This is a genomic window from Pseudomonas sp. P8_241 (genome assembly GCF_034008315.1).
GTDB lineage: Bacteria > Pseudomonadota > Gammaproteobacteria > Pseudomonadales > Pseudomonadaceae > Aquipseudomonas.
Genome location: NZ_CP125377.1, coordinates 916,070 through 937,100 on the forward strand (window position 1 = coordinate 916,070; position 21,031 = coordinate 937,100).

Annotated in this window: 10 protein-coding genes and 3 pseudogenes; 3 read left to right on the forward strand and 10 right to left on the reverse strand. The window is 53.8% G+C overall.

Annotation, left to right across the window (positions count from 1 at the left end; translation table 11 throughout):
- Positions 1–28: 28 nt before the first annotated feature.
- Together QMK58_RS28885 and QMK58_RS04055 are read left to right on the forward strand one after the other, a co-directional pair.
- Positions 29–2,365: pseudogene (locus tag QMK58_RS28885) on the forward strand (filamentous hemagglutinin N-terminal domain-containing protein); the annotation flags it as partial.
- 341 nt (positions 2,366–2,706) lie between these two features.
- A complete protein-coding gene (locus tag QMK58_RS04055) occupies positions 2,707–8,901 on the forward strand; it encodes a hemagglutinin repeat-containing protein (RefSeq protein WP_413817397.1) in 6,195 nt (2,064 codons plus the stop codon).
- Between the two features lie 872 nt (positions 8,902–9,773).
- On the opposite strand, the pseudogene QMK58_RS04060 reads toward QMK58_RS04055, so the two are convergent.
- Positions 9,774–10,034 (reverse strand): annotated as a pseudogene (locus QMK58_RS04060) (transposase); the annotation flags it as partial.
- Positions 10,035–10,898: 864 nt separating this feature from the next.
- Between QMK58_RS04060 and QMK58_RS04065 the strand changes: the two are divergent.
- Positions 10,899–12,077 carry an AAA family ATPase gene (locus QMK58_RS04065; protein ID WP_320395898.1) on the forward strand — a complete coding sequence of 393 codons (1,179 nt, stop codon included), beginning with the start codon at positions 10,899–10,901 and terminating at the stop codon, positions 12,075–12,077.
- A gap of 354 nt (positions 12,078–12,431) precedes the next feature.
- Here QMK58_RS04065 and QMK58_RS04070 read toward each other — a convergent pair whose 3' ends face one another.
- From QMK58_RS04070 to QMK58_RS04110, 9 genes and pseudogenes are all read right to left on the reverse strand, one after another.
- A complete protein-coding gene (locus QMK58_RS04070) occupies positions 12,432–13,604 on the reverse strand; it encodes a hypothetical protein (protein ID WP_320395899.1) in 1,173 nt (390 codons plus the stop codon).
- Positions 13,601–14,572 carry a radical SAM protein gene (locus QMK58_RS04075; protein ID WP_320395900.1) on the reverse strand — a complete coding sequence of 324 codons (972 nt, stop codon included), beginning with the start codon at positions 14,570–14,572 and terminating at the stop codon, positions 13,601–13,603. The genes QMK58_RS04070 and QMK58_RS04075 overlap by 4 nt, the downstream gene beginning before the upstream one ends.
- 14 nt (positions 14,573–14,586) lie before the next feature.
- The gene (locus tag QMK58_RS04080) at positions 14,587–16,002 is read right to left on the reverse strand and encodes a radical SAM/SPASM domain-containing protein (RefSeq protein ID WP_320395901.1); all 1,416 of its coding nucleotides are present in this window, start codon (positions 16,000–16,002) and stop codon (positions 14,587–14,589) included.
- A gap of 11 nt (positions 16,003–16,013) precedes the next feature.
- The gene (locus QMK58_RS04085) at positions 16,014–16,253 is read right to left on the reverse strand and encodes a hypothetical protein (RefSeq protein WP_320395902.1); all 240 of its coding nucleotides are present in this window, start codon (positions 16,251–16,253) and stop codon (positions 16,014–16,016) included.
- Positions 16,254–16,800: 547 nt separating this feature from the next.
- A complete protein-coding gene (locus QMK58_RS04090; RefSeq protein ID WP_320395903.1) occupies positions 16,801–17,076 on the reverse strand; it encodes a hypothetical protein in 276 nt (91 codons plus the stop codon).
- Positions 17,073–18,053 carry an integrase domain-containing protein gene (locus QMK58_RS04095; RefSeq protein WP_320396518.1) on the reverse strand — a complete coding sequence of 327 codons (981 nt, stop codon included), beginning with the start codon at positions 18,051–18,053 and terminating at the stop codon, positions 17,073–17,075. Before QMK58_RS04095 ends, QMK58_RS04090 begins: the two co-directional genes overlap by 4 nt.
- On the reverse strand, positions 18,031–18,390 hold the full coding sequence (locus tag QMK58_RS04100) for a hypothetical protein (protein ID WP_320395904.1): 360 nt from the start codon (positions 18,388–18,390) through the stop codon (positions 18,031–18,033). The genes QMK58_RS04095 and QMK58_RS04100 overlap by 23 nt, the downstream gene beginning before the upstream one ends.
- A complete protein-coding gene (locus QMK58_RS04105) occupies positions 18,374–19,774 on the reverse strand; it encodes a YfjI family protein (protein WP_320395905.1) in 1,401 nt (466 codons plus the stop codon). The genes QMK58_RS04100 and QMK58_RS04105 overlap by 17 nt, the downstream gene beginning before the upstream one ends.
- A gap of 1,024 nt (positions 19,775–20,798) precedes the next feature.
- A pseudogene (locus QMK58_RS04110) lies at positions 20,799–20,939 on the reverse strand (integrase); the annotation flags it as partial.
- Between the last annotated feature and the right edge of the window lie 92 nt (positions 20,940–21,031).

The following is a 21,031-nucleotide window of genomic DNA, read 5'->3' on the forward strand; positions in this document are numbered from 1 at the left end:
TGGGGTGGCATTCCTGCTGGCCAACGTCATGCTCTGGCAGCCGTTGTGGGTGCAGGCCAACGGAATTGCCGTCAGTGCTCCGGGAACTACGCTGGATCATGCGGGCAATGGCGTACCGGTTGTGAACATTGCCGCGCCTAATGCCAGTGGGATGTCGCATAACCAGTTTCGGGATTACAACGTCGGTAGCGAAGGCGTGATCCTCAACAACGCCACGGGCCGTACACAGACGACCCAGCTGGGTGGGATCATCCTCGGTAACCCGAACCTGCATGGCACGGCGGCCAGCACCATCCTCAATGAAGTCAACGGCGGCAACCCGAGTCAGCTACGCGGCTATACTGAAGTGGCGGGGCAATCGGCGCGGGTGATCGTCGCCAACCCCTACGGCATCAGCTGCAATGGCTGTGGTTTTATCAACACCCCGCGCGTCACCCTGAGTACCGGTAAGCCCATTCTGAACAATGGCCGTCTCGATCATTTCCAGGTCGAAGGTGGCAGTGTGGCCGTTGAGGGGGCAGGGCTCAACGCCAGCAACGTCGACCGCTTCGAGATCATCACTCGCAGCGCCAGGATCAACGCCGAGATCCAGGCGCGAAACCTGACCCTTATCACCGGGCGCAACGATGTCGATGCGCGCAGCCTGAATACCACGGCGCGGGCGAATGACGGTAGTGCCAAGCCGGAACTGGCGATCGACAGTTCGGCGCTGGGCGGCATGTATGCCGGCGTGATCAAATTGGTGAGTACCGAAGCCGGGGTCGGCGTGCGCTTGGCCGGTAACCTGGCGGCCAGTGGTGGGGACATTCAGATCGATGCCAATGGTCATTTGAGCCTGGCCCAGGCGGCGTCTTCTAACGCCATCAACGTCAAGGCGGCGAGCCTCGATGCGCACGGCCCTGTCTTTGCCGGCACCACCCTGGATGTACATACCAGCGGTACATTGAGCACCCAGCACAGCCTGGCTGCCCGTGATCGCATCAGCCTGAGCAGTGGTGGTCCGTTGAGCAACAGCGGCATCATCGAGGCCGGCGTAAATGCCGATAACAGCCGTAATACCGTCGGTGACGTTACGCTGAACGTGCAGAACCTGCGCAACGCCGGCAGTGTAACGGCCAACCGCAAACTTGATGTGCGCGCGAGTCAGTCCCTCGACAACCGTGGCGGTACGTTGAGTGCGCAGAACTGGACTCAGGTCATTACTTCAACCCTGGACAACCGTCAGCAGGGTCGCGTGCTCAGCAATGACAGTCTGGATTTGAGCGCCGAGCGGGTGCTCAACCACCAAGGCTTCATCAACAGCCGTGGGACGCTCGGTGCGCAACTGGGTTACCTGGATAACAGTGGTGGTGAGTTCTCCAGCCACGCTGCGACCTATCTCAATGTGGCCGCCCTGGATAACGTCGCCGGCCTGATCATGGCCGGGCAGAACCTGAGCCTTGCCGTCAGCGGCGCAGTGAACAATCGTAACGGTCGGCTGGGCGCGAACCACGCCGTGAACCTCTCGGGCACCACGCTGGATAACAGCCAGAACGGTCTCATCACCGCAGCACATGACTTTAACCTCAGTCTCACGCATCTGGATAACCACGGCGGTCTGGTGAATGCGGGTGCGGCCCGTCTGCATGCCGGTACCGTGGAGAACAGCGGTGGACGGATCGCGACCAAGGCAGACCTTGTCGCCACTTTCGGCAGCCTCACTCAGCAAGGCGGTGAGTTGATCGCCCAAGGCAACCTGAGCCTGACCGGAACCACCCTTCACAACCGCAAAGGCGGCCTGGTTGGGGCCGGCAAAGCGCTGACAGTCCAGGTTGACACCGTTGATAACCGTGGCGGTGAGCTCTCCAGCTCGGCTGCACTCAATCTGGTCGGCCAGCAGCTGAATAACAGTAACGGCGGCAAGGTACTCGCCGGGATGGATCTTGGGCTGATGGTTGCGCACGTGATCAACCAGGCCCAGGGACTACTGCTCGGCCAAGGTCGCACCACAATCATTGGCCAGACCCTGAATAACAGCGGCGGTACATTGAGAGCGTTGTCGGCACAGGATCTGCGCCTCGACGGAGCTCTGAATAACCTCAGCGGCCTGGTCAGTAGCGAAGGCGCACTCACCGTCAGTGCCGCCAGCCTGTACAACCGCCAAGGCAACCTGTCCAGTGCCGGTCCACTCAGCCTTACCAGCAGCGGCGCGATCGACAACCAGGGCGGTCAACTGGTGACCGACGCCGGCTTCAACCTGCAAAGCGCCAGCCTGGATAACCGCCAGCTCGGCAGCCTCAGTGGCAAGGGCCCGGTACAGATCCACACCGGTGCACTGGATAACAGCCACGGCGGTCGCCTGACCAGCAGTGACAGCCTCGATCTGACCGCGACGCAAGTGACCAACCAGGACAATGGTCGCATCGCCAGTGAGCAGGCCTTGACCGCCAACATCACCGGCCTGGACCAACAAGGCGGAGTGTTGTTCAGCAACAGCGCGCTGACCCTGAACCTCAATCACGGCCAACTGAACAACCAAACTGGCCTGATCACCGCACCCTTGTTGATGCTCAGCAACCTCAATGGAGTGACAACCAGGACGGTGAAATCTCCAGTGCCCAGGCGTTCACCCTCGCGGCCAGTAACCTGGATAACAGCAACGGCAAACTGCTGAGCAATCAGGCACTGACCCTGCGTATCGATCAGGAAATCCACAACCTCAAGGGCTTGATCGCCGCCGCATCTCTCGACGTGCGTGCCGCCAGCCTCAACAACCAGGGCGGCACCCTAACCAGTCGCGACAGCCTTGATTTAAAGGTCACGGGGCTCCTCGACAACCAGAATCAGGGGCTGGTCAACGCCACGAATCGACTCAACATCACTAGCGCGACGCTGAACAACCAAAGCGGTGGTTCGCTGTTGGGCGATGCCATTGGCCTCGATTTCGGCACGGCTGGTGGTGACCTGAAAAACGCCGGTGGACTGATCACCAACGCTGGCCCGCTGAGCATTAACCACCTGCGTGACCTGAACAACCAGGGCGGTGAAATCTCCAGCAGCCAAAGTTTCTCATTGAGCGGCCGCCACCTCGATAACCACTCCGGCAAGCTGATCAGCAGCCAGCAACTGGCGCTCCATGGCGCTGGCGTGTTCAACCAGAACGGGCTGATCTCGGGCTGGGAAGGTCTCACGGTAAGCGCCAACAGCCTGGACAACCGCAACAACGGCACGCTCTCAAGCCGCCGTGGTGATCTGACGGTTGATGTCGCAGGCACCTTGCTCAACAGCGGCGCCGGGGCGCTGGTCAGTCAGAAAAGCCTGACAGTAAAAACCGCCAACCTCGACAACAGCAACGGTGGGATTTTCTCCAGTGCCGGTCACCAGACCCTGACCGTCGACGGCCTGCTGAACAACAGCCAGGGCGGCCAGATCGACAGCGCTACGGCCCTGACCGTCCAGGCCACGACGCTCGACAATAGTCGCGGCGCGATCAGTGCCCAGCAAGCGCTCGAGTTCACCGGCACTGCGCTGGATAACAGCGCTGGCAACCTGATCGGCAATGCCGGCATCACCCTGAACCTGCTCGGTGCGTTGATCAACAGCAACGGCAAACTCGCTAGCGCCGGGCCGTTGCGTCTGAGCGCCAACCAGATCAATAACCAGGGTGGTCAACTGGTCAGCCAAGGGCTGTTGACCCTGCTCACGAGTGGACTGGACAACCGTAATCGGGGCACCGTCGCGGCCAATGATCGGCTGAGCCTGACGGCCAGCGGTCTTGTGCAGAACGGCGCTGATGGCCTGATCTATAGCCAGTACGGCGACCTGAAACTGCAAGCCGCGAGTCTAGCCAACGACCAGGGCACGTTGCAAAGCCAGGGCGCGCTCGCCCTTGAAGTGACCGGGGATGTCGACAACCACCACGGTCGCATCCTCGCTCAGGACGGCGAGCTGATCCTCTCCGCCGTCAACCTCGACAACCGTGGCGGTGTATTGGCCAGCCTGCGCGCGGCATTGACCGCCACCCTCAGTGGTTGGCTGAAAAACGAATTGGGCGGCATCACCCAAGCGGAACACCTGAACCTGACGGCACTGGCCGGGATCGACAATCAGGGTGGCCGCATTGCCGCGCAGTCGGGCAACGTGACCGTCAACACCACTCATTTCGATAACCGTGATGGTGGTCTGTATGCCGGGCAGCGTATCGGCGTTACCGGCAGCAACCTGGATAACCGTGGCGGACAGATCGCCGGCCAGCAGATCGATCTGAGCCTGACAGGCGCCCTGAGTAACGGCCAGGGCATAGTCGAAAGCGACAGCACACTCAGCGTCGCTGCGGCCAGCCTGGACAACCAGAACGGGCAAATGCGCGCGCTCGGCACGAGCGGTGCCACGGTATTCCATATCGGCGGGCTGTTCGACAACCATAACGGCACCCTCGAAAGCGCCAACACCGACTTGAGCCTGCTCATGGGTGGTTTCTTGAACGCTGGCGGTACCGTGCTGCACGTCGGTAATGGCACGTTCGATATCGCCACCGCTAACGTCATCGACGCCGGTGGCAACCTGGTCACCCGGGGTGGCCTGACCCTCAGTGCCGACCGCTGGACCAACAGCAGCGTCATTCAGGCCGGGCGTTTGAGCGTCAACGTCAACCACTTCACCCAGACCGGCAGCGGTCAACTGCTGGCGGCCAACAGCCTGATCGGCAGCGGTGTGAACTGGAGCAACGACGGCCTGATCGCCAGTGACGGTAGCCTCGATCTGAGGCTGACCGGATTGTACAGCGGTAATGGTCGACTGAGCAGCCTGGGTGATTTGACCCTGTATGCCGGGCAGTTGAATCTGCCGGAGGTTGCGAGCATCGCTGGTGGTGGCGACAGCCTGATCACGGTGGGCGGTCGGTTGACCAACTTCGGTCGACTGACCTCAACGAATGACCTGACCCTGAACACCGGCACCCTAAACAACTACGGGGCCCTGGGCAGCGGCCAAGACCTCACGCTCACTACCTCGGAACTGCTCAACGAGCACGGGCTGATCTTCAGTGGTCGGGACATGGGGCTGCGGGTCGGCTCGTTGCTTAACAGCTACGCCAGTATCTACAGCCTGGGCGACCTCAACATCGACCGTGACGGCTACGGCGGCTGGGCCACGAGCATCGTCAACAGCTCCGGCCTGATCCAGAGCGACGGTAGCCTGAGCCTGGCGGCCAGCACCATTCACAATGTTCGTGCGCTGTTGACCATCAGCAATGGCGGTATCTACACCGCCAAGATTGAACAGATCCAATGTATCGAGGGCGTGAATTCCGGTGACTGCAGCGCTAAGCGCAACCGCGTCTGGGAGATCGTGCAGCGCGACAAACTGGAAGTGACCGCTGCCAGTGCCGCGTCCAGCATCACCGCTGGCGGTAACCTGAACATCAACGGTGGTGACCTGCTTAACCAGAGCAGCACAATCGCCACCAGCGGCAACTTCACCGCCACGTTGAACAACCTGACCAACACCGGTGTGGAAACCTCTGATACCGAAACCGTGCGCGTGTTTCGTACGCAGCGCTCCCGTGGCGATAGCTGGTCCGGTCCGGCACAAGATTTTACCGATCATTACTGGTTTGAAAGCAGCGGCTACGACGCCAATAACCTCGGCGGCCTCGAACAAGCGATGGCCAACTTTATCGGCACCACCGAAGCCGAGTTGCCGCAGTTTGGCCGGACCACGCAACTGACCATGGGTGACCAGACCTACGCCGCGATTATTCAGGCAGCGGGCAACGTCAACATCACCACTCAGAACAACTTCGACAACAGCGTGGTACACGGCGACTTCGAGTACGTCGGCAACGGGCCGAACACCAACACCGCGGCGCCGGGCAGCGAGTTCTCCACCCGCGTCACCCTGAATCAGCAACTGCCGCCGGATCTGGCCCAACAGCAGGTCAACCCGTTGGCCCTGCCAGGTTTTGAACTGCCCACCGGGCAGAACGGCCTGTTTCGTCTCAGTGGCCAAGGCAGCACCAAGGGCGATACCGGTCCACACAGCTGGAACCTGGGCGACGCAAGCGTGGGGAGTGCCCAGCGTCAACAAGAGGTGCCGGGTACTCAAGGCCGAGACATTGGCCCCCAAAATCTTGGCAACCTGAATATGGCTGGCATGGTGAGCGTCAACAAGGTCCAGGGCCTGCCGAGCAGTGGTGGCAGATCCAGTCCGCACAAATACCTGATCGAAACCAACCCGGTGCTCACCGACCTCAAGCAGTTCATGAGCTCGGACTACCTGTTGGGTAACCTCGGTTATGACCCCGACAACAGTGCCAAGCGCCTAGGTGATGGTTTTTACGAGCAGTCCCTGATCCAGCAAGCGGTGGTCGCCCGCACTGGCCAGCGCTTTCTCGACGGCCTGACCTCAGACGAGGACATGTTCCGCTTCCTGATGGACAACGCCATCGCCAGCAAAGACGCCCTGCACCTGTCGCTGGGCGTCAGCCTCACCGCCGAACAAGTGGCGGCGCTGACCCATGACATTGTCTGGATGGAAACGGTGCTGGTCGACGGCCAGGCAGTGATGGTGCCGGTGTTGTACCTGGCCAACGCCAACAACCGCCTGGCCGCCAACGGCGCGCTGATTCAGGGCAAGGACGTGACCCTGATCGCCGGGAACAACCTAAGTAACGCCGGTACGCTCAAGACCAGCCACAACCTGGCCGCGATGGCCGGCAACAATCTGCTCAACAGCCGACTGCTCCAGGCCGGCAACCGCCTCGACCTGCTGGCGGGTAACGAACTGAGCAACAAGGCTGGAGGCACCATCAGCGGGCGTGACGTAAGCCTGACCAGCCTCACCGGCGATGTGATCAACGAACGCACGGTCACCGGTTATGACAGCAGCAACGGCTACAACAGCCAGCACCGCGACTTCGTCGACAACACCGCGCGCATTGAAGCGGCCAACGATCTGACCATCCAGGCCGGGCGAGATGCCAGCTACATCGGTGGTGTAGTGCAGAGCGGCCGCGACACCCGCATCAGTGCCGGTCGCGACGTCATGCTGGGGTCGGCGACTCAGGTCAACAGCAACAGCCATGGCAAGAACAGCCGTGACCTGACCATCAGCCAGAATGGCTCCAGCCTGGAAGCGGGTCGCGACCTGTCGATCAGCGCCGGGCGTGACCTCAACGTAATTGCCAGTCAGGTCGATGTTCAGCGTGACATCGCCTTGACCGCCGGCAACAACCTCACTCTGGCCTCGGCCGCGGAGGAGGAGCACAGCTACAACAAGACCAAGAAAGTCACCAGTCAGGAAGACCACATCAGCCAGGTCGGTAGCAGCGTCAATGCTGGCGGCAACGTCGCACTGACCGCCGGCAAGAATCTGACGCTGATCTCCAGCAAGGTCAGTGCCGGTGATGAAGCCTACCTGGTGGCCGGTGGCAATCTTGAGTTGCTGGCTGCGCAAGACAGCGATTACTCGCTGTACCACATGAAGAAAAAGGGCAGCTTCGGCAGCAAGAAGACCCAGCGCGACGAAGTGACCGATGTGAAAAACATTGGCAGCGAAATCAAAACAGGGGGTGACCTGACCCTGGTCAGCGGCGGCGATCAACGTTACCAGGGCGCCAAGCTCAACAGCGGCAACGACCTGACCCTCGACAGCGGTGGCAGCATCACCTTCGAAGCGGTGAAGGACCTGCACCAGGAGAGTCACGAGAAGAGCAGCAGTGACCTGGCGTGGACCAGTGCGAAGGGTAAGGGAAATACGGATGAGACGCTGCGCCAAACGGTAATAGTGGCGCAGGGGAAACTGGCCATTCAGGCAGTGGATGGGCTGAAGATCGATATCAAGAAAATCGACCAGCACTCTGTCAGCGAGACCATCGACGTCATGGTCAAATCCGATCCGCAACTGGCTTGGCTGAAAGAGGCCGAGGCTCGCGGCGATGTGGACTGGCGGGAAGTGCAGGAAATGCATGACTCCTTTAAGTACAGCCACTCCAGTCTTGGTCAGGGAGCGATGTTGGCGATCATTATTGTGGCCACTGCACTGACAGCGGGCGCTGCCAGTGGAGCGTTAGGTGCGGCGGCAGGGGCGGGTGCCGGGTCTGGCACCGCAATGGCTGCGGCGGGTAGTTCTGCGATGGTTACAGCAGGTACTGCGGTCGGGACGGCGGCGGCTGGATGGGGGAACGTGATGCTCACCACGGCTTTGTCCTCAATGGCAGGGACAGCGGCTGAGAGTACCATCAATAACAAAGGCAACCTCGGTCAGGTGCTCGATGACGTAACCAACGAAGATAGCCTGAAGGGGTATGCAACCGCCTCCTTGATCGCGGGCTTTGGCGCGGCCTTTACCGATGGTTGGGGGCGAGAGTTGACGACTGAAGGTAACTACAAAACGGTGAGTTACGCCGAGCGTGTCAACGCCTACACCGCGAATACCGCACTGAAAGGGGTGCTCAGTGGGGAAGATAAGGATTCCTGGATGGCCATTGCCGGAACTGGGGCGTTGATGGAGATATATCAGTATTCGGCCGGGCGGGCTCCTGATGTCCAGTCGGGCGTAGATAGACAAGGAGGCGCTCAGTATGCTGCAGGATTAGATAAGTTCGTCCCGATGGAATTGGTGGATGGTGTTATGCGAGAAGGAAACAACATTGGTCTAAACAGAATTGATGATTGCGCTAGTTTTTACGCTGTTTGTCATGGCACGCCAATTAGTAATTTGTTGAATAAGGTTCCTGGCTTTAACGCATTCGCTACTTTGCATGATGGATGGATGATGGATTTAGAGGCCCATAAAGGCACAGGAATGTCGGTTTTCGAAAACCTAGGCAGTATGCCTCCTGCATTGCTCGTTAACTACGGCGCTCTGTATGACAAGTATCTCCCACTGATTGAAGTGGAGAAAAATCGTGAGAAAAAATAGTGGCATATTCTTAGCTTCTATTTTTCTAGCTGGGTGTGCACCGTCTCACTCTGCATGGACTTCTAGTAGAGATACTTGGCCCGGAGCAAGTTTTGACTCTCATGTGTATGAAGTATGCTCTCGGACTCCAGGTGCATGTAAGGACTCATTTTGGTCTCCTGTAAATAACAATAGAACATTTGATCGTGTTCTCGAGGAGGCCGGTGGAAGGCGTTATTACATTACTTGGATCAGGGATTGTCGATACTCCGTTCTCGTGTCACCGAAAGGGGTAATCGTTTCGTGGCGATATGAGACCGACAATACAAAAAGTTGCTATATTTTCTAAATCAGTGGGGCGGGTCCTGAAGAAAAAGGGCAGCTTCGGCGGAGGTAGCATGACCCAACGCGACGAAGTCACCGAAGTGAAGAGCATCGGCAGTCGAATCACCAGTGGCGGTGATCAACATTCCCGGAGCGCCTAGCTCACCAATCGTAATATCCGCACACAGAGTCACAATTTGATAATGCAAAATTCACTCAGAAGGTTCCAGGTTTTGAGAGGTCAATGACTTCACTATTTCTGTGAATGAAAACGTTGCAAGAAATATACATTTGGAGTTGCATATGGAAATATCAAGGACATCGTTGCTGGTACGCCGTGTAGGGGCCTTTACCATTGATAAACTGGTGATACTCATACTCTGCCTAGGCATGCTGGAGGCAAATCTTGCTTTTGACGGCCTTAGGGATGGTCTGAAGTAGTCACGCTTTTCTGGCTGACTTCAGCCTCCGCTGATTTTGAAAACGGCGAATCGACCAAAACGATAAATCATCCGCTTATTTCTGAGCTTTTAGCCGCCGCGAGCACCTCGAAACGGCTATTTCCCACATTACAGGCACACCTCTCCTGTACTGGTCAGTAAATGTCGGCGTGCCATCCACAGATTCGACAGCGCGAATAGCGTCACCAGTTGCGCGGTGTTTTTGGCCAGACCACGGAAGCGCGTTTTCACAAAACCGAACTGGCGCTTGACCACCCGAAACGGGTGCTCGACTTTGGCGCGTGCCTGGGCCTTGGCCTTCTCGATCTTGCGCTTGGCTTTGTATAGAGCGCTACGCTTACCCAGCTTCTTGTAAGTACTGCGGCGTGCCGGGGTAATCTGAATTTGTTAAGTAAGCTATTGATTTATAAAATTAATATCGATTTTTATTTTTGGTTGGAATACCAATTGGAATACTGCACTCCATTTGACTACTCGTTTGCATTCGATCTGACCAGCACGCTTCGTAACCATGATTGGCAGTGAAATGCCCATAGCTGCCGGTGGCGACAGGCGGAAATCGGCCGATTCTGTTGAAAAAGTCGGCCTTGGTCCCCACGTCAGAAAAGTACGCGCCTGAGATTGAAATCCATACCTTGGGCAGAGGTTTTCGGGTGCGGATTTTACGGAGGAGTGTGCTTTGACCTGAGGATTGGAGGCTGGCTATCCTGCCAATGAAGCAGCCGAACCTCAAGCTGGCAAGGACAAGGGTGGATTAGGTACAGTACGTGGTGGTCGCTATCCGACCTGGAGCCGACAGTGACGACAGGCAAAAATCGGTTGATTGCGGCCCTTCTCAACCGACAGCAAGCGGTCAAAGGTATTCACTTACAATGTCCGTGTTAGCCGTATAATAAAAAGGAGAAAAAACCGTACGCTGTTCACTTTGGTTTTAACTTTATTATACCCATCACGCTTTGTAACGTGATTCCTCATCCGAACTTCTACACCAGAATTAGTAGGTGAGTTCTATCATTAATGGACAGGCCAATCTTCTAGGTAAAATATATATCCATTCCGAAAAGTGCACCATCGTGTGAATTATCTTAGAATGCTCAGTCGTGTCAGAAACGTTCCTTACATAACTTACACGGATATCAAATATAACACTGAGCATCTGCAAGTGGCGATTTTCCGCACAGCAGCTAAACTTTCGATTCGATATTTTCGAACCTGTTCTGCTGGAGGTCGCTTGTGTTGCGCACATTGGCTATCGAAAACTACCGCTCGCTGCATAATTTGCAGCTTTCTCTCGGAAGGCTGACCGTAGTGACCGGCGCTAATGGCAGTGGCAAATCCAACCTTTACCGAGCATTACGCTTACTATCTGAAACGGTCCAGGAAGGTGTGGTTCATGGTATTGCACGTGAAGGAGGCCTTGATTCCTGTTTTTGGGCAGGGCCAGAACAGTCTTCAGCAAGCGTTCTACGCGGCGAGTCCTCTGTAGAGGCTCTGCGTAGCCATAATGCAAAACGTATACGTATGGGTTTTGCCGGCACGGATTTTAGCTATGCGATGAGCTTGGGTCTGCCGGAACCAGATGCGGGAGAAGCGGAAAATCTGCGTACCCTGTTTGGGCGCGATCCCCAGATAAAACGGGAGGTGATTTGGTCAGGTCCAATTTTCCGTCCCGCAGCCGTGCTTGTAGAACGCAAAGGACCCGCTGTGCGCATGCGTGAGCAAAGGGGTTGGCGGACGTTGACAACCCAACTTCCCGAGTTTTATAGCTTGTTCGACACATGCGGTTCTATTGACTGTCCTGAAGTCGAAACGTTACGCCAAACGGTGAGGAGTTGGCGTTTTTATGATTATTTCCGCACCGACATCGACGCACCAGCACGACAGCCGCAGCTTGGAACCCGTACTCCTATACTGCACGGCAGCGGTCGAGATCTCGCTGCTGCTTTGCAGACAATCCGCGAAATCGGTGATCCAGTGAGACTAGACGAGGCAATAGACGATGCTTTCAAGGGGGCGATAATGCAGGTCATAGTCCGGGACGGGTTGTTTGTCCTGTCATTGCGCCAACCTGGCATGCTGCGTCCATTGCTGGCGAGCGAACTCTCCGATGGTACCCTGAGATATCTGCTGCTAGTCGCAGCATTACTCACTCCACGCCCTCCGTCTCTAATGGTACTCAACGAACCGGAGAACAGCCTACATCCTGATTTGTTACCCGCATTGGCTCGATTAATAGCTAAAGTTGCTATTCATAGCCAAGTATGGATTGTTTCCCATTCTAGCCGTCTCGTCTCTGCTTTGGAGCAATCATCCGACTGCACGAGCATTGAACTAGAAAAGCACCTAGGCAGGACACGTGTAATAGGGCAAAGTGGGCTTCTGTCTGGACCGGTGTGGAATTGGCCATCATAGCAAAATGAAGAAAGTGAAAATCGATATCGAGTGAATTATTTCGAGGCTTGAAAAACTTTTTGTCTGCCTAGAGTTTGCTTTTTTATATTTGTAAATACCATAAAACTTCCGAAAAAACCATAAAACTCTAACCGGCCCATAATTTATAACAGTCAACTATGACTACCGCTAACATGCTGGGTATAGTGCGTACTCGTCAACTCAATGCGTTTCGGCTTTTCTTTGGGATGAGCAGCATTAATGCTAGGAATACTTGCGGCCTGCAACTTAAATCATTCGATTCGCTTATTTTATACAAAGACCTTGGATAGCTAAAGCGGAAAATAGAATCACAACCATTATAAATCAATCTAACTATCTTATTATATGGCATCGCACCAATAGCTCAAATATATAGACTATCGCATCAATCGAGACACTTCTAATAATGGTGCTCGCGGACTCTATACTCACCGAAAATCTTGCATTAAGCGCATCAAACAGCAGTGCAAGTTCTTTAATATACAATGAATTTGGTACCCCCTCAAACCTTATAGTTTTCCCCCTTGCATATAATACCAAGTCGTCCCTCGCCACATAATCGATTTTGAATGGGCTGACTATTGAAAATTCTTTATTGGGTTCTATCAAGGTAGAATCATCTAGATAATCAATAGTTCCAGCAAGATTTAAATTGCTTAGCTTTCTCCTCTTATGAAAATTCTCTGTAAGCTCTATAATCTTTACTAAGGGCAAGTTAAGTGCGACCGGATTGCCACTCCAACCTTTACCATAATACGCGTTTAATGCAGGAGTGAAGTCCCTTGTATCGCTAATATCCGAGCTACTTAAAACTATTGCGAGAGAGACAGAAAAATTTGGGCTATACCCGACATGGTAACAATTGGGAGGAAGGAAAAACAAATCACCCAAGGCATACTCATATCTAATTCCGGTATGAATAAGACTAGGCGGATCATAACAGTTGCGCCGACATCCGGTCAATTTCTCGTAATCATCCTCTGACCACAGATACATACTTTTTTTTGTATCTAATAGAGGGATATGTATGGACTTGATCGAGTCGTAATCTTTATGAATACCAAATGGAGAGAAACCATAATTCCCAATGAAAAGTACAGTCTCAACATTAAGATCAGGGGTTGGACGATGATTTGTAATTTCAGATACAGTTTGAGCAGCAAAATCTGCAATTTGGACAGACCACCGCTCCGCTCTGTTGAGGATTATCGCTGAAGAGTCCTCTTTGAAAATAGTTTTATACCAGGAAACAAGAGATTCGGCTGGTCGCGGTGGACTTGTAAGTATTTTGTACTCATGTTCTTCTGATCGCCCCGAACTGTATGCGCGTAGAGTAGTCATTAATCTACCATTGTGCATAGTTGAAATACGATTAAATATTTCTAAAATTTCATTTTCTTTAATAGGGGGCATATCAAAAAAATTTTTAATTAAAGCTGCTTCCTGTAATCCGGAAGTAACATCAACAAGCCGTCTCCACTCAGGAGCGTGAGTTATTTTTATCATGAGTAATAAAATACCATTTCGTTTGTCCAGCTTTTTGCTTGTCGTCCTAGACCTAAGCAGAAAGTATCGTCGCCCTTAAAATTGGTCGAATACCTATTGTCGAAAATCGGGGCAGATTCTTTTTTCCTTAAGCGAAAACGATTGTACTCATTCACTCCTTCGCCGTTATTAAGGTTGTATTCACCAGAAACCCTTTCATATAGTTGTTCTAAAAGTTCGATATTTTTAAGGTTTTTATTTATTGTATATGACCCTCGATAGTCTTCCATATTTATATAAACCATTATTGATTCAACACCCCAATCCGATAATTTTCTAAAGTCGCTATATAGATTCTCCAAGCTCCTCCCATTAACGCCTACCATCAAGTCCACATTGAAGTCGCTGAAGGAGTGCCCGTTGATAGAACTGATGATTTTTTTAATTTTAGCCTCGGTGATTGCAGGTCGATTCATGGACTTCAACAAATCAACATCCAGAGATTGGATCCCGAGACTCACCCGATTCACACCCGACGGCCTAAGAACTTCGATTTTGCGATCCGAAAGCCCATGAGGAGCCAGTTCAACTGTAAACTCACTCTTCGACATATCAAAATTAAAGCTTTCGCGGAGGCTCGCGATTAGTTCTTCTAATTGATCCTCTCCTAAAACCGTAACTGTCCCGCCACCAATAAATACTGATTGGAAGGTTGTGCCATTAAATAATGGCTTCAGATGTAAAATTTCTCGTTTGAAAAGCTCGCAATACTCCGAAATTTGTTTCTTGCTTTTTAGCAAATCCCCCCGATAGACGCAAAAATTACAATGAAAGAAACAGTATGGTATATGTACATACAACTGTCGGTGCTTGTAATCAGCCAAAGATGCCTTTTTTATGATTGCTGACTTTAATTCGCAATAGCTATCGTGCGTATTGATTTTTATTTCGTGGGTGACATCCTCAGTCTTATCATAAATATGAAACATATTTTGTGACCTTTTTAATCGTAAATATAGGGAGTTGAATTAATGTACTCTGCAAGCCCACTCGGATCAGATGCAACATATCCTAGCATCGTGCTAAATGATTGATAGTAAAACTCACAATGCGGAGTCTTTTTTGTGAATGACGCTGGCACATCTTTATTTGAGGCGTAGTATGATGTGGAGTAACATCCACCCTGACAAAACATTTGAAAATCACACTCTTCGCAACCTATGTTTCCACCCGGCTTTCTACTCCTCAATTTTTTTACGATATCGTTGTTATCAATCAGATCTTGTGGTTCAGGATCGCTAGCATTGCAGACTTTAAACGCTGGCTCCTTTATCAAATCCTGACAAATGTAGATATCCCCTCCAGTGTCATATGTAATCATATTAGTTCCTGCCCCGCAGGGTGTACGAAGGCACATGTACTGCGGATCATGAGGAGAGACGAGGTTTTTTATTAAAATAACAGCGTCTAATAATTTCGGGGAAAACGTTTTTTTCTGAAAGTGCAGAAAACTATCCTGAAACGCTTCAAATAATTCGTTTGCGATAAATGAATAATCAATATCTTCTAGCGGTTTTCTGCTTGAGTGTCTTCTAATAGCGAACGAAACGTATGGTATTTTAATGGATTTTAAGAAATTATAACTGCGCGTCAGTTGGCCTGGGTCGGAAATTACAGATATAGTACTAAAACTTATGTTGTTCTCATTTAGAATCTTAATGTTATTCATTATCTTGTCGTGCGAGCCCTTGCCGGTAGAGAATATCCTATTTTTATCATGGTCCAGCTTTTCGCCATCAAGACTGACAGATACACTAAAGTTATATTTCTTCAGAAGACAAACTATTTGCTCATTTAGATAGGTTAAATTGCTCGTCACCCCGTAACTCACGTTGTGATTGGTTTTTATTTTTGAATTCTCTACATTTGATACTATATGGTATAGTGTTTTTATATTCGAGAATGACTCGCCGCCATTAAATTCTATTACAAAATTCTTAGCAAGATTAAGTTTCTCTATTGAGCTTACGATTGTATCCGCAGTTTCAAAAGTCATCTTCCTGCCTTTAGTAGGTACATCCTCAAAACAATAAGTGCACGCAAGATTGCAGTAGTTTAACGCTTCTATTATAACTAACGTCACCTGCCCCCTCTCTATCGAAGGCCTACGATCGCTATTGTTACTTCCTACATCGACTATTCCCGCATCGATCAACTTTGCCAGATTACTTGCTTCCGCCGGAGATAATTCCTTTAGCTCTTCTGTTGCAATTCCATAACGAAGCCTACCGAAGAGTCTCTCTGTCAATTGCGCAGATACGAACCATTCACCGCTGTATTTATTTAGGTATACTTGACTACCCCCTTCTAAAGTTTTCCATTTTTCGTAATTTTTACTCATGGTTATAATGTTCGTCATAGTCCCTGCTCCTAATTGCTCGAGTGATTACCAACGTTGTTTATTCCGCTTGAATGAAACGAATAAATATTTATGTTGTCCTGTTTTTCAACAAGCTCTTCTAGCTCTTTTCTTGTTAGGAGAGTTCCCGATTTCTTAGTAGTACCTATACCTGCTAAGTCGCTGGAATTTAGCGGGTCTGCGTGAATTTGCAAATCGGATATTTCTTTTAATAGCTCTATGATTTTTTCTTTGGTTAAAGATTCTGGCATGTCCATATCCTCTTGTTGTAATAGATTATTAATCTTGAAGTATATTCAGCGTTTAACAGCGGGAATAGTGTAAGTAAAGCCCTACGCTAGCTTCCAAAGGGTAGACGTCATTTTTGCCAGTGAAAAAAAATACTAAGAAAATTTAGCTATTAACGATTCTGAATTTATCGCGATAGTTGATTCGGAACGTGGCAGCCAACGATCCCCAAGTTTATGAAAGACCGCGATTCGAGTTTGATGATCCGCCGCTTCGGTCGGATCGCTACCTTTAAGCTCTGTGCATGATCAACCCTTGTCCTCCCACAACGTCGAGGACAACCTTTCGACCCAGTTCTTGAAGAAGGTACGGAAGTAGTCCGTATTTATTCAGTGTTCCGGTAACGTCCGCTTTTGGCTTTTTCGGCCTGTCACGACGAACCATTTTGGGTTGCTTTTTGCCATTGCGGCGGTGTTTCTCAAGCAGGTTTATCCGCAAGATAATATTCACGCTGATATAGATGAAGGCGGGAAAGCGAGCCTGAAGGGTTGCCTATCCACGATTTGAGCGTTAGATCAGCATTTCTCGGTCATTCCCTAATCTCTTCCAGATCAGTAGGGCGGTGAGCCGATAGTAATACCGGGTGGCGTCGGAATGGTCTTTCAGGTGCTGAGTGAGAAACCAGCGCACATGCTTGAGCTGCCAGGTCCAGGGATTATCGCGTTGCCATCGCTGTTGAATGGCCGCTTGCATGATTCGGGCTTGGCGTAGGTGGCGTTGCTGCGTGACCTTTGAGCCAATCAGTACGCCGCACAGGAACAGCGCCATATCGAACTGCTTGGTCACGCTCGACCTCCAATGTAGGCCGAAACCACATCGATCCGGTTATGCCCGAGCTCAGCGCTGATCTGTTGCCGCGCCTGTCGATCCAGTTCGCGGTCAATGCGATAGCAGTGGCCACCATTGACTGGTGCGGCGTGGCCAGTGAGCTGTTCGTAACGCTCGCAGGCGTAGGCCGCGCGCAGTTCATGAAAACCTTTCAACCCTTGTTCATGTAGCGTTTCGCGGGCAGGGAGCACGGTCTTTTGTAGGAACACGGAGTAGCTTTCGTCTCGGGCCAACAAGTTGCGGCTGCGGGGCGGCGATGCATGAAGAGCCAACTGCAGGGCCGCTTTCACCTCTTCATTTGCCACGACCCATCGCGGCGCTGAAGCCCCTGAGCGGCCACCTTTGGTGCCGTCCTGAATGTTGATGCGGCCTAAGTGTTCGGCTTCGCGGTGCAAGCGTGGCAGGTCAGCCAGGATCGCTTCGCGCAGGCGCATACCGGTTGTTCGGGCCAACAGGACAATCGCGGCCACCCGCACGTGTTGCAGTTCGCCCAGCGCCTCGAGTACTCGCCGCACCTGTTGGTGGTCTTGGCCATCGGGCGCGCGGGTGCGTACGCTCGAGCGCTGCTGTCCCAACGCCTGGCTCGGACTGGCGATCCTCACGTCCTGATCACCGCGCAGCGCCGCGAGGGTACGGTTGACGCTGCTCAGGCGGTTCTGCGCGGTTGCGATGCAGAGTTCACCTTGCTGGATCTGCTGGCGCAGGTACGCGGCGTAATCTTGCAGCGTCTGTCGATCGATCTGACGCGCATCGTTGTAACCGGGGCCGTCCTCTGACCGACACCAACGCACGAACGCTTGCCAGCGATCGCTATGCGCTTTGACCGTGGCAAAGTGGCCGCCGGCAAACAGATCCTTGAGCGCTTGTGGGCCGGCGTAGCTTAGCTGGCGTCCGTAGCCAAAGTTGCGACCCTCACGCCGACCGACCAGAGTCATCATCTTCACCGTTTTCGTTTGTTTGCAGAAAGAGCAGCAAGGCTTTCCAGTAGGGGCTGAGCCTGTCCAGCTGCTGCCAGTGTGTCGGGCGGATCAGGAGGGCGTTCTCCTGGTGTTGCAGCAGTGCCCCTTCCTCGCGCAGTTGCTTGATCAGCCGGGCGAGGTTGGCAGGCTCAAAGGGTGGTGTGGCGACAGCGGCGACAGTGGCGACAACCCGCGTCGTTTCTGGCCTGGCGCGTGGCGACAGGGTGGCGACAGCGGTGGCGACACGCCGCGATTCTGGTTGCGGTTGAAGTTGCGCCTGGTAGCGGCGCACCGCGTCATTGAGGCGAAACATGGCGGACCTCGAACGTTTTTCCGTCGCGGCTGCTCAGCCAGCGATGAGTGATCAGCACGACCAATAGAGAGGCGGTATGGTCAGCGCTCTTGCGGGCAAAGCGAGGGCCGTTGCGATTGACGTCGCGAATGGTGAAGTGAGTCCAGCCTTTCTGTACCAGCCAGCGCAGCAGTCGATCCGCCTCTTCGCATCGGCTATTGACCGGCTCCTGTTCGGTCAGGCGCTGGATCTCGGCCAGGTAGTAATCCATCAGCGTGGAGGCGCGCTGTATGTGTGCTTCGTCCAACGCACTGGCCTCTTCCACCATGGCCAGCACACCTGCGATGCGCAGTACATTCGCCGCGGCTTTGCCTGCGACAGGCTGGACGCCGGCTAGCTCACCGAACTCGCCAGACTGGCACTCGATAGTGTCGTGAATATCAATCCAGGCACGCCGGGCACGGGCAGTCAGCTCCAGCGTGGCGGGATTGAGTGAGCCATCCTGGTGAAGTGACCAGGGCTTTTGCAGCAGGGCGGTGATCCGCTGTTGGTAGCGCTGGACCTTGGCATCTCGGGTCAGGTCGATCGCTTTGTAGAGCCGCTGGCCGGCCAGGCGCTCGGGCCAACTGATCAGGCAACGGCCGAGGATGCCTTGATCATTGATTACCGGGTCTTTGAACAACTGGTTGGCCAGGTAGGGCTGTAGCATCAGATGCAGGCTGAGGCGGCGGTCATAGGCACGCAGGCTTTCTCCGGCCATGGAGCGCGCCCGGTCGATCGGGCTGCCATCCCATAGGGTCGATAAGGTGGTGATCGCCTTGAGCAGGTTCTCTTTGCTCATGGTGCTGCTGCCTAAGAACTGGCCACCTTCATCATTGAACAAGCCCATGCTGGGCAAGCCATGGCACAGGCTTTTGACCAGGGCCTCAATAGTGGGCTCGGCAATGATCAGTCTCGGCGGTACCGGCTCGGACAGCTCACCGCGTTCCGCCTCCGCGTGTTTCTTTGAGGTTGTGGGTTTGGCCATGATGCGAGTAGCGGCGCGGTAGGCTTTAATCTTTTCCGCATACAGGGTCCACTGCTGTCGTTCCCAGTCGCGCGCCGCCTTCAGTGCCAGGTGATCCACCGCGCTTTTGCGATCACCCGAGGACGCCACCGTCAGTAGGTAGAGGGACAGCGGATAGGTTCGGCCGTCGAGTTGGACATTGGCATGAGCCTGGCTCACCAGGGCAGCGCTGGCCAGCACCGATTGCGCCGCCATGGCGCAAGGTACGCCGATCACCTCGGCCAGTCGTTCGACCGCAGGGCCCAATAGTTCCCCGAGTGCTTCGACCGGGTAGGACAGTGGCGTCTGCTGGTATTCCAGCAATGGTTGTGGTGGCTCGAACGCTTCGCACAGTTGCATCGCAATTCTCCTGAGATTATCGACTTCGTCCTCACTCATCCCGCCACGGTTGTTGAGTGTTATCAGGGATCAAGGCCCCTGCGACCTGTGAGGTTTGTCCACTCACGCGGGACTGGCGGCTCCTTACGACCGAGAGCTTGGGCATCTCATGATCTGGCCTCCTGAATACTTCCGTAGAAGTGGGCGGGTGGAGGCTGCACTGGCTGACGAGACCGGTGCCGCGAGATCCTGAGTCGGGTGAAGGCAGTAATGCGATGACTGGGGCATGCCTGACTGTCAGTCAGGTGCAGTCCATTCCTTGGGCTGCGGCACTGTCATCGGCATCGCTGTTGCTGGTGACTTTTCGGTGTTTGTCACGCCGATTGTCACGAGGAGGAAAGCCGCAAAGGCCCATGCGAGCAGGGCTGCAGCAATGTGAGATGCGCCCGTCTCTTTAGGGGGCAAAGAGACGGGCAACAGGTTGGCGCAAGAAATGGCCAAGCGGATAAGTTGCTGCAGAGCAGCCAGGAGGGGGCATGAGTTGCCGCAGTGGGCATTCTGGAAAAGTGGGCATCCATCACATCGCTGTGACCGTGCGAGCCGCCGGACGCTAATCGCACTTCGGGGAGAACCACCACGATGCGGCGTAGCCTCAAAGGTTCTGGCTACCTGGGAGCTGCCAACGGCAGCGCTTTGAGTCTTCTTTCTATCGTCCGCGTATGGTTGGGTCAACCGGATTGCGCGCAACCGATTGGGCCAACCAGCGGTGCTGGAATGCCTTGGTCGTGAGTGGCGTTGGATGGACGATGAGCCGTTCGTCGTCTTTTAAATGTGAGCCCCAGCGCATAGGAATGCGGAGCCTTCCTATGCGCTGGGGCTTGGCCGGAGGAGCGCAGACATGCAGGAGGTTTGGCGACAGTCGCCACTTCTGTCGCCATGCTGCGCGCCACGGATTACGTGGGTTGTCGCCGGTGTCGCCGCTGTCGCCAACAGAACTGTCACTGCGTTTGAGGCGTTACGTCTACCGGTGCCATCCGTTGAGTGCTTAGCGTATCGGCACGGCGTTGCGGTCCTGCGTTTGATTGATCGCAGATGCCAGCAGGCTGCCAGTGGCAGCCTGCTGGATATGCTCACTTTACCAAGCCATCATCGGGCGGCGGCGTTCTATGTCGTCCGCGCGGTTGTACCTGACAGCCTCACCCGCTAATCGTTACACTGCGTGCACCTTGTCAGGCCGGCGTTTTCCCGGCTTGGCCTATAGCACGCAGTGTTGCTGCG

What these genes read in the sequence shown, in the direction of transcription:
- QMK58_RS04070 (WP_320395899.1), bottom strand. Translation starts at nt 13,604, where the DNA reads ATGATAAAAATAACTCACGCTCCTGAGTGGAGACGGCTTGTTGATGTT.
- QMK58_RS04075 (WP_320395900.1), bottom strand. Translation starts at nt 14,572, where the DNA reads ATGTTTCATATTTATGATAAGACTGAGGATGTCACCCACGAAATAAAA.
- QMK58_RS04080 (WP_320395901.1), bottom strand. Translation starts at nt 16,002, where the DNA reads ATGACGAACATTATAACCATGAGTAAAAATTACGAAAAATGGAAAACT.
- QMK58_RS04085 (WP_320395902.1), bottom strand. Translation starts at nt 16,253, where the DNA reads ATGCCAGAATCTTTAACCAAAGAAAAAATCATAGAGCTATTAAAAGAA.
- QMK58_RS04095 (WP_320396518.1), bottom strand. Translation starts at nt 18,053, where the DNA reads ATGACTCTGGTCGGTCGGCGTGAGGGTCGCAACTTTGGCTACGGACGC.
- QMK58_RS04100 (WP_320395904.1), bottom strand. Translation starts at nt 18,390, where the DNA reads ATGTTTCGCCTCAATGACGCGGTGCGCCGCTACCAGGCGCAACTTCAA.
- QMK58_RS04105 (WP_320395905.1), bottom strand. Translation starts at nt 19,774, where the DNA reads ATGCAACTGTGCGAAGCGTTCGAGCCACCACAACCATTGCTGGAATAC.